The organism is Streptomyces eurythermus (assembly GCF_014649115.1).
In the GTDB taxonomy this organism is placed as follows: Bacteria; Actinomycetota; Actinomycetes; order Streptomycetales; family Streptomycetaceae; genus Streptomyces; species Streptomyces eurythermus.
Genome location: NZ_BMSK01000038.1, coordinates 24,316 through 34,262 on the forward strand (window position 1 = coordinate 24,316; position 9,947 = coordinate 34,262).

The 9,947-nt window shown below is 73.9% G+C and carries 9 protein-coding genes; 1 reads left to right on the plus strand and 8 read right to left on the minus strand.

The features are described from left to right. Positions 1–9: 9 nt before the first annotated feature. From IE251_RS39550 to IE251_RS39585, 8 genes are read right to left on the minus strand one after another with little or no spacing between them, the layout of a single operon-like run. Positions 10–1,563, minus strand: coding sequence for a glutamine synthetase family protein (locus IE251_RS39550; protein ID WP_189757778.1), 1,554 nt, complete (start codon positions 1,561–1,563; stop codon positions 10–12). Further along, positions 1,560–3,014, minus strand: a complete 1,455-nt coding sequence (locus IE251_RS39555; RefSeq protein ID WP_189757779.1) for an amidase — start codon at positions 3,012–3,014, stop codon at positions 1,560–1,562. Before IE251_RS39555 ends, IE251_RS39550 begins: the two co-directional genes overlap by 4 nt. Beyond that, the gene (locus IE251_RS39560; RefSeq protein ID WP_189757780.1) at positions 3,007–4,683 is read right to left on the minus strand and encodes a hypothetical protein; all 1,677 of its coding nucleotides are present in this window, start codon (positions 4,681–4,683) and stop codon (positions 3,007–3,009) included. Before IE251_RS39560 ends, IE251_RS39555 begins: the two co-directional genes overlap by 8 nt. Positions 4,684–4,692: 9 nt before the next feature. Further along, positions 4,693–5,106, minus strand: a complete 414-nt coding sequence (locus tag IE251_RS39565; RefSeq protein ID WP_189757781.1) for a GNAT family N-acetyltransferase — start codon at positions 5,104–5,106, stop codon at positions 4,693–4,695. Beyond that, complete coding sequence (gene purB, locus IE251_RS39570; RefSeq protein ID WP_189757782.1) at positions 5,093–6,400, minus strand: adenylosuccinate lyase; 1,308 nt, start codon at positions 6,398–6,400, stop codon at positions 5,093–5,095. The genes IE251_RS39565 and purB overlap by 14 nt, the downstream gene beginning before the upstream one ends. A gap of 17 nt (positions 6,401–6,417) precedes the next feature. Continuing rightward, entirely contained in the window at positions 6,418–8,337 is a 1,920-nt protein-coding gene (locus IE251_RS39575; protein WP_189757783.1) for an AfsR/SARP family transcriptional regulator, read from the minus strand. A gap of 14 nt (positions 8,338–8,351) precedes the next feature. After that, positions 8,352–8,645, minus strand: coding sequence for a PqqD family protein (locus IE251_RS39580; RefSeq protein ID WP_189757784.1), 294 nt, complete (start codon positions 8,643–8,645; stop codon positions 8,352–8,354). After that, the gene (locus IE251_RS39585; protein ID WP_189757785.1) at positions 8,645–9,427 is read right to left on the minus strand and encodes a nucleotidyltransferase family protein; all 783 of its coding nucleotides are present in this window, start codon (positions 9,425–9,427) and stop codon (positions 8,645–8,647) included. Before IE251_RS39585 ends, IE251_RS39580 begins: the two co-directional genes overlap by 1 nt. Positions 9,428–9,716: 289 nt before the next feature. Between IE251_RS39585 and IE251_RS39590 the strand changes: the two genes are divergently transcribed. Then, positions 9,717–9,947, plus strand: a 231-nt coding sequence (locus IE251_RS39590) for a hypothetical protein (RefSeq protein WP_229897149.1), incomplete at its 3' end; no start/stop codon positions are given.

The window sequence follows — 9,947 nt, forward strand, 5'->3', positions numbered from 1 at the left end:
GTGCGGGCCTCAGAACGTTCCGAAGTACTCGCGGTGCTCCCATTGCGTGACCTCGCCCGGTTCCACCGGGCCCGCCTTGGCCAGCCATTCGGCGAACCGCGCGCTCTCGCTGCGCTTGAGCCGGACCAGGCACTCCGTCAGCGGGGCCCCCAGCAGTTCGCGGCACAGCGCGCTGTCCGCGAGCGCGGTCACCGCCTCGTCCAGGTCCCTCGGCACCACGCGGGCGTCCGGCGCGTGCGGATCGGTGGCCGGGGCGCCGGGACGCAGCCCCCGCTCGACGCCGTCCAGGCCGGCCGCGAGCTGCGCCGCGAGGTACAGGTAGGGGTTCGCGCAGGGCTCGCCCAGCCGGTTCTCGACGTGGGTGGCCGGTTCTCCCGGCGCGCCCAGCACCCGGACCATCGCGCCCCGGTTCTCCGGGCTCCACACGACGCGGTCCGGGGAGAGGGAGTACCGCTCGGCGAGGCGCCGGTAGCCGTTGACCGTCGGCACGCAGAGCGCGGAGACGGCCCGCGCGTGCTCCAGCAGTCCGCCGACGTAGGCGGCTCCCGTCTCCGACAGCGGCGAGGCGCCGTCCTCGGCCGTGAAGGCGTTGCGGAGTTCCCCGCCCGGGGCCGCCTCCCGGAACAGCGACTGGTGCAGGTGCCAGCCGCTCGGGTCGAACCCGGCGATGCCCGGGAGGGCCATGAACGAGGCGTGGTGGCCCTGCCGGGCGGCCACCTGTTTCGCCACCGTGCGGAACAGCAGCATCGCGTCCGCCGCGGCCAGCCCTTCCATCGGGTCGAAGGTGAACTCCACCTGCCCCGGCCCCGCCTCGTGCTCCACGCTGCGCAGCGGCAGCCCCAGGGCGCGTACCGTCCGGGCCAGCGGGGTGAGCACGGGCATGAGGGCGTCGGTCAGCCCGTCGAGGTTGAACTGGTATCCGCCGTCGACGACTTCCACGGCCGGCGCGTCACCCTGCACCCCGAAACCGCCGACGCCGGCCGGACCCGCGGACGCGGACAGCCGGGTCAGGTACCACTCCACCTCCAGTCCGACCACGAAGCTCCAGCCGCCGGCCCGGGCACGGTCGAGGACGCGGCGGAGCACGGCGCGGCTGGAGAGGGGGTGGGGGGTTCCGTCGCGCAGGTACTCGTCCCCGACGACCCAGCCGGTGCGTGCCTCGGTGTAGGGCAGTTCGCGGAAGGTGAGCGGGTCCGGCACCACGAGGAAGTCCCCCGCGCCGGTCAGCTCGGGTATGCCGATGCCGCCGCCCTCGGCGAAGAAGTCGACGGCCACCGCGTGGCCGGTGTCGAACACGTAGGGGCCCTGGCTCATGTCCATGCCGTTGCGCAGCACGGTGCGGAAGGCGTCGACCGTGAGCGTCTTGGACCGGAACAGTCCGTGCGGGTCCCCGAAGCCGACCCGGACGAACTCCAGGCCGTCGAGCAGGCCCTCCAGGCGCTCGGCGGCGGCGCGCTGGTCGTCGTTCCACAGCCCGTGACGGGCGACGAAGCCGGTGCTGCCGGTCGCGATCCGCGGCAGGCCGCGCAGCGGGTCCGCGACGGGAGGGGGATTGTGCGTCATGTGTCCTCTTCGGGCTCTGAGAATTGGTCTGGGCGGGCCGTTTCCGCGTACCAGTGCCGCCACGGCCGTGCCCGCTCCAGCCGGCGGGCGGTCGCGAGGACCAGTGGGTCCCGGTGCCGGGCGCCGACCAGCTGGAGACCGACGGGCAGCCCCGCCGAGGTGCGTCCGGCCGGCACCGAGACCGCCGGCTGGCCGGTCAGGTTGAACGGATAGGTCCCCGGGGTCCAGGCCAGCCAGGGCAGCCGCCCCTTGGGTACGGCCGGCTCGGGCGCCGACAGCTCGGCGGCGAACGGCAGGACGGGGACCGTGGGCAGCGCCAGCAGGTCGTAGTCCCGCATCAGCCGGTGGGCCCGTGCCCACAGCCGGTCCCGGCCGGCGTACGCCGCCGCCAGTTCGACGGCGCGAAGGCTCCGCCCGAACTCGACGACCTCCCGCAGGCCGGGGTCGAGCAGGTCCTCGGTGCCCGGCGGGTCCTCGGCGTGGGCCGCCGCCTCACCGCTGGCCAGGAGCACCTCCAGCAGCGGGTAGGGGTCCTCGAACGGCGGGTCCAGTTCCTCGACGAGGTGGCCCTGGGCGGCCAGTTCGCCGACCGCTTCCCGGGCCAGGGCCTCGACCTCGGGGTGGGGGTCGGGTCGGCCGAGCGAACGGATCCAGCCGATGCGCAGCCGTGCGGGCACCGGTGGCCCGGGGGGCACGGCGGTGACCGACCAGGGGTCGCGCGGGTCGTGTCCGGACATCACGCGCAGCAGCAGCCCGGCGTCCCCGACCGTGCGCGTGAGCGGTCCCAGGTGGGACAGCCCCTCCGAGCTCACGGGCAGGTAGGGCACCAGGCCGCGGGTGGGCTTGAAGCCCACGACTCCGCAGAAGGCGGCGGGGATGCGGACGGAGCCCGCCCCGTCCGTGCCGGTCGCGGCCACCCCGAGCCCCGTGGCCACGGCCGCGGCGGCGCCGGCGCTCGAACCGCCCGCGGTGAGCGCGGGGTTCCACGGGTTGCGCGTCGGCGGGCCCAGGCGGTTCACCCCCGAACCGCTCCAGCCGCCGTCGGGGGTGTTCGTCTTGCCGATGACGACGGCCCCCGCGGCCCGCAGCCGGGCGACCGCGGGGGCGTCCTCGTGGGGCACGTGGTCGCGGTGCAGCAGTGATCCACGTGTGGTCCGTATGCCCTGGGTGGGGGTCAGGTCCTTGACCGAGACCGGCATGCCGAGCAGGGGACGCTCCCGGAAGACCCGCGGCCCCTCGCGGACCAGCAGCTCCTCGGCGGCGGACGCCTCCTCGAGGGCGCGCTCGCCCGCGAGCGTGAGGAAGGCGCCGAGCGCGGGATCCGTCCGTTCGATCGCGTCGAGGACCGCCGTCACGTACTCCTTCGGTGACAGCGTCCGGTCCGCGTACCGCTCGCGCACGGTGGGGATGGAGGCGTACCGGAGGTCCTCGAAACCGGTTCCGTCAGCCATGGAAGGCCCGGTACCAGGCGTTGTCGAAGTCCGAGACGACCACTCCGGCCTCGGCGGCGGCCTGGTGCAGGCACTCCAGCACCCGGCCGACGGCGATGGCCGCACGCAGATCACCGAGCTCGAACTGCGGGTCCGTGGTGCGCAGCAGCCGCAGGTCGTACAGGCCGGGACGGTAGGCGCCGTCCAGCACGATGCCCAGCGGCACCCGGATGGCGTGCCGGACCCCGAAGGCGACGTGGCCGGTGTGGTGGCGGTCCGACCAGTCGGTGATGTCCGGCATCACCGGCGCGAAGAACCAGTCGTCGCGGGCCGGTTGCCGCCCCTCGGTCCAGGCCATGGTGTGGGGCAGGTAGTGCCAGGTGTTGTAGCGCATCCGCGCGCTGTACGCCGACAGGGTGCGCACCAGGGACGCGGAGTCCCCGTCGAACCGCCGCACGAACCGCCGGCTCGGCGCCACGGCGCAGTAGCAGTCCCGGGTGGCCGTGGCGGGGCCGAGACCGTCGGTACGACGGGGGCCGCGCCCCATGGCGACATCGCAGCCGAGGGATTCGGCGACCGTCTCGAACACCTCGTGGAGGAAGGCCTCGTAGGCCGAGCCGAAGCCGGCCGGGGCGGGGCGTTCCGCCAGCGCGCCGGGGATCCGGGCCACGGCGTCCAGCGCCGCCTCGGGGTCCGTGCCTGTGGTCAGCGGGGTGCCGCAGTGCCGGGCCAGCACCTCGGCCAGGGGCGCGGGGACCTCGGACCAGCCGACGGGCCCGGGCATCATGTCCTCGCGTTTGTGCAGGCTCACGCCGTTGATCCGGCGGTAGAAGACGGTGCCGGCGCGCACCAGTTCCGCCCGCGCCCGGGCGCAGGTGTCGGCCAGCAGCTCCAGCCGGGCGCCGATGCCGAGGGCGCCGCAGTCCGGAACGGGGGCGCCGTAGGCGCGGATCCGCTCGCCGAGGAAGGCGGCGAGCTCCTCGGGGTCGAGCTGGGCGCCGTTGAACTCCTCGGCGCGCACCGGTGCGCCGGAGCTGATCAGGGCGTGCAGGCAGACGACGAACGTCGCCTCCTCCGGGGACCAGGCGGTGACGTCGGCCGCCGCCAGGGAGGTCAGCACGGAGGCGTCCGAACCGGGCGCCAGGGAACGGCCCGGCAGGTTGGCGTCGTCACCCAGGTTGCCGAAGGTCCGGTCGCCCACGTACATGCGCACGGGCGCCATGTGCAGCAGGGCGTGGGCGATGGCGTCCAGCCGGGCCGTGACCTCCGCCCGCGGCCGGTCCGCGAGCCAGCGCGCGACCTCGGCGTACTGCCGCCGCTGGTGCTCCTCGGCCAGCGCGTGGAGCCGGGTCACCGACCGGGGCCGGCCGGACCACTTCACCGAGCCGAGGACATGCCCCGGGCCGCCGGGCGTCGCGCTGCCGTCGGCCAGCACGCGCAGCCGTCCGGTCTCGGAGAGGACCAGCAGCTCCTCGCCCCCGTCCGCGGTGGTGAGCCCGGCACCGCACAGCTCCGCCGCCTCCAGCAGGACCTGCTCCGGCAGGCTGAGGGCTTTGCGGCCCACGTCCTCGGGGACCTTGCCGTCGAGCGTGACGGCTATGCCGACGGCGTCGGCGACCAGGGCCGCGTCACGGGCCCGCGACGCGGCCGCCGCCACCAGCGCCTGGAAACCATCCGTACTGAGCTGCATGAGGACCACTCACCGGAGCCGGGACGCCGGGTCGAGCGTCCATGCCGAGGGGTGCTGCACGAAGCCGACGCGCGGGTAGTAGTCGACGGCCGCGGGCGCGGACAGGAGGATGACCTTCGCCGCCGGGGCCGCCTCGCGGGTGGCCCGGATCAGGTCCCGGCCCACTCCCTGCCGCTGGAACGCCGCGTCCACGGCGAGATCGCTCAGATAGGTGGCGTACGCCCCGTCGGTGAGGGAGCGGGCGATGCCGATGAGCCGGCCGTCGAGCCGCGCGGTGATCACCAGATTGGCGCCCCGCAGCATCCGCGCGAACCGGTCGCGGTCGTCGACGGGCCGGCGCTCGCCCAGTGTGGAGGCCTGGTACAGGGCCGCCACTTCGTCGATGTCGAGATCGGCGCCCGTGACGCGCTCACAGATCCACATGGTCTCGCAGCTCCTCAGCAAGGGTTTCCAGACGTGTCTTCAGGTGCGTGCGGTTCGCCAGGAACCGCTCCGGCGCCAGTTGCCCCTCGGCCACGGTGACCCCGTGGGCGCGCAGGGCGTCGGCCAGTGCCGAGTCGTTCTGCCATGCCTCGGTCGCCGCCCGCTGCACCAGGCGGTAGGCGGCCTCCCGGTCGGTGCCCTGCTCCACCAGGTCCACGTAGACGGCGGAGCTGTAGACCAGACCCCGGGTGGCGTCGATGTTCGACCGCATGCGCTCGCGCGACACCCGCAGGCCGCGGGCCAGTTCGGCGGCCGCGGTCACCTGGTAGTGGGCCGCGATCAGGCTGTCGGGCAGGATGATCCGCTCCACGGACGAGTGCGCCAGGTCCCGCTCGTGCCACAGGGCCACGTTCTCGTACGCCGCGTGCGCGTTCGCCCGCAGCAGCCGGGCCAGACCGCACAGCCGCTCGCTCGTCGTCGGGTTGCGCTTGTGGGGCATGGCGCTGGACCCCTGGTACGCGCTGGTGCGGGCCTCCTCCACCTCGGCGACCTCGGTCCGCTGCAACAGCCGCATCTCCAGCGCGAAGTGCTCGACGACCGCGCCCGACGCGGCGAGCGCGGCGAGCAGCTGGGCGTGCCGGTCGCGGGCCACGACCTGCGTCGGCACGGGCTCCACGCCGAGCCCCAGCCGGGAGCAGACGAACTCCTCGACGTACGGGGAGATGCTCGCGTAGGTGCCCACGGGGCCGGAGATCGTGCCCACGGACACGGCCTGCCCGGCCGCCTCCAGCCGGCCGAGGGACCGGTGCACGGCGAAGGCGTGCCCGGCCAGCTTCTGCCCGAAGGAGGTGGGTTCGGCGTGGATGCCGTGGGTCCGCGCGATGCACGGGGTGTCCCAGTGCTCCAGCGCCCGCTCGACCAGCACCGCGAGCAGTTCGCGGGTCGCGGTCAGCAGCAGCCGGCAGGACCTGGCCAGGGTGTGGCCCAGTGCCGTGTCCACGAGGTCGTAGCTGGTCATGCCGTGATGGACCCAGCGCGCCGAGTCCTGCGGCATGGTCTCGGTGTACGCGGCCAGGAACGCGAGGATCTCGTGGTCCCGGCTGCGTTCCAGCTCGCGGATCCGCGCGACCGGCGGGACGGGCGCGGCCCGGATGACCTCCAGGTCCGCCGCCGGCACCACGCCCAGTTCCACCTGTGCCGTGGTCGCCAGCACCTCCACCTCGGCCCAGGCCGCGTACTTCGCTTCCTCGGTCCAGAGCGCGGCCATCTCCGGCCGGGAGTACCGCTCGATCATGTGGGTTGTCCCCTCTCTCAGGCGCCTACGGGCATCGGCCGGGCGGTCCGGGCGGCCAGCGCGCGCCGCACCGTGCGCGCGCGCTCGGCCGCCGGGTCGAGAAGCACCGCCAGTTCCCGGGCGTAGTCGCGGACCAGGGCGTCGTAGCCGTAGTGCAGCCGGCCGTCCGGGGTGAGGTCGATGCGGAGCAGCTGGCGGTGGACGATCTCGTCCAGCAGTTCCCCGGCCTCGTCCTCGGAGAGATCGAGTGCCGCGGCCGCCACCCCGGCCGGGAAGGAGCCCGTGCGCACCAGGCTGAGCAGCCGGAACGCCCGGCGGGCGGCTTCCCCGAGTTCCTGGTAGCCGATGCCGAGGCTGTCGCGTACGGACAGGTCGCCGGCCGTCAGTTCGTCCAGCCGGCGGGCGGAGTCGAGCCGCAGGGCCAGTTGCGCCAGCCGCCAGTGCGGCCGGGCGAGCAGCTTCGCCCCGACGATCCGGACGGCCAGTGGCAGACCGTCGCAGCGCTCCACCAGCGTGGCGACGGCCTCGGGTTCGGCGCGCACCCGCTCCGGGCCGGCGATCCGGGTCAGTATCTCGACCGACTCGCCCGCCGTCAGCTTCCCCACCCGCAGGTGCCGGGCGCCGTCCAGGGCCGCCAGCGGGGCGATGCTCGTCACCAGGGCGGCACTCCGGGACGACGGCGGCAGCAGGGGCCGTACCTGGGCCTCGCTCTCGGCACCGTCGAGGACCACCAGCACCCGCTTGCCCGCCAGCAGGCTCCGGTAGAGCGCCACTCGCTCCGGCAGGCCACGCGGTATGCCGTCGTGCTCCACTCCGAGCAGCCGCAGAAGGGTCCGCAGCACGTCCGACGGGGAACGCCGCTGACTGCCGTCGCGCAGCTCCGCGAAGAGCTGCCCGTCGGGGAAACGGCCGGCCGCCGCGTGGCCGACCCGCACCGCCAGGGTGGTCTTCCCCGTGCCCACCGCGCCGTGCAGTGCCACCACGGCCGGGCCCGGCCCGCCGGCGGGCGTGTCCGTCTCCGCGCCGAGCAGCAGGCGCAGCGTCTCCGCCTCGAGCGCGGGCCGGGCGAACGCGGAGACCGCCGGGGGCAGGGTGAAGGGCGCCGCCGGGGGCTCGGGCGCGGCCGGCTCCTCGCGCGGCGCGGGCACCGGCAGGTCCCCGGCGAGGATGCGCTGATGGAGCCGGCGCAGCTCCTCGCCGGGGTCCACCCCCAGCTCGTCCCTGAGCACCCTGCGGGCCTGCTGGTACGCGGTCAGCGCGTCGGCCTGCCGTCCGGCGCCGTACAGCGCCCGCATGCGGCGGCTCCACAGCGTCTCGCGGAACGGGTGCTCGGCCGCCAGCGCCCGCAGCCTGGGCAGCACCGCGCTGTGCCGGCCGAGGGCCATCTCGGCGTCGGCCCACCGCTCCACGGTGTGCAGCAGCCGCTCGGTCAGCTCCGCCCGGTCACCGTGCCGGAAGCAGTCGTGCGGGAGATCGGCCAGCGGCTCACCGGAGGCCAGGTCGAGCGCGGCCCGCAGCAGCCGCGCCCGCCGCGCGTCGTCCTGGGTGCGGTCCGCCTCCTCCACCAGCGAGGTGAACCGGGTCAGGTCCAGCCGGTCCGGGCGGACCTCGATCCGGTAGCCCAGCGGGTGGCTGAGGAGCGTCTCGTGCCCCAGCCTCTTGCGCAGCCGGGCGACATAGCCCTGGAGGGTCTTGCGGGCGGTGAGCGGAGGGGCGTCGTCCCACAGGTGTGTGATCAGCTCGTCGACGGTCACCAGCTGGTTGGCACGCAGCAGCAGGGCGGCCAGGACGATGCGGTGTTTGGTCTGCGGGATGGCGACCGGGCAGCCGTCACGGGTGACCGTCAGAGGTCCGAAGAGACGGAAGCGAAGCCCTTCGGAAGCCTCGTCCGGGCCGTGGGGACGCCTCCCCGCGGCCGGGTCCTCGGGTGCGCGCACGTCAATCCCCTTCCTCAGGCGGGACGGGCCAGGTCCAGCACCCCGTGGGCGACGAGCTGGGTGAACAGTTCGCACACGTCCTGGGTGGCGGCTTCCTCGTCGATGGCGTACTCGGCGGCGAGCAGCCGGCCGAGCTCGGCGACCGTGCGCACGCCGTCGATGTGGCGCCAGACGAAGACAGCCGTCTCGCTGAGCTCGACGACGTGTTCGTAGCCCGCGGCGAGCACGGTCCCGCGGTGCCTGCGGATCCGGACGTTCAGGGGGAGCGACGCCACCGAGGCGGCGGTCACCGGCGAGGCGGCGGCCATCAGAGCTCCACCTCCAGGGAGATCTGCCGGCAGAGCGAGATGATCTCCCGTACGTACGCGCCGGGGTCTTCCGGGTCGTACGTGCGCATGGTCTCGAGCGCCCAGTACCGGTCGTAGGGGAGGATCGCCGACTCGACCAGCCGCATGCGCCTCGCCCGCCACTTCGGCCACAGGCTGCCGAACTGGCCGAGGCTCGCCTGGAGTCCGTCCACGGCGTGGTGGAAGGCGAGCCGGGCCGCGAGCACGGCGCTGTCGGCGTCGCCCGCCGCCAGCTGGCCCGCCGCGTCCTCCACGGAGCCGTCCGCGTTGCGCAGGCACCGGGCGACCAGCACGGACCGGTGCGCACCGGCGTCGAGGCGGGCCCGGGTGCGCGCCAGCCAGGCGCCGTCGTCCGCGGCCGCCGCGTAGGGAAGCCGCTCCAGCAGGGCCACCTCGTGGTGGCTGAGCGTGCGCCACGCGCCCCGGTCGTCCGCGAACTGCTCCTCGGAGATCTTCTCCAGGACCTGTTCCAGCTGACCGGTCGTCCAGTACTCGACGTCCCAGCGGCGCCCGTCGACATACGTTTCCTCGTACGGCAGCGTGGCGGGTTCCAGAGCGACGTGCTCGGCTTCCCCGATGCTGCTCGTCCATGGTTCCGCGGCCACCACGTGGACGTCGACGTCACTTGTCTCATTGCCCCAGCCGCGCACCACGGAGCCACTGACGAACACCGTTTCATAGGCGTCCGGAAGCAGTCCCCGGGATTTCAGTTCGGGAATGACGGACGACAACTCAACTGACATGTGAATGCTCCACTGAAAATGCGAGACACCGGACTGCCGCACGCGGTCTCGACGAGAGGGAGACGAAAGGCGCGGGGAATTCTGGATGGGCCTCGGGACGCCGAAGAGGAAAGAGATCGACTCCGGGCTCATGTAACGCCAGCCGTGCGCGGCGTGTCAACAAGTCCCCGGCCGCGCCGGCGGCCGGGGCCATGGGTGTGGGTTTGGCTCTGTGGGCGGTGCGGGGCCGGTGTGCAGGGTGGGGGTGTCCATGTTGGTGAGTTGGGAGGTTCTTGTGTCGGGAGCCGTGTTGGACCGGGAGCGACTGGAGTCGCTGGCGGCCGAGCTGATGGAGCGCCAGTTCGCCCGCGTGCCGCGGATGCGCGAACTGCACGCCGGCGAATGGATCGAGCGCGACTACTACGTACGCCACGTGATCGAGACGGTGCTGCGCATCCGCCTCAACAACGAGGTCGACACCTACGCCCTGTTCAAGGTCGGGTCACGGGACGACGCGCTCGCCGCGCACCTGGCCCAGTAC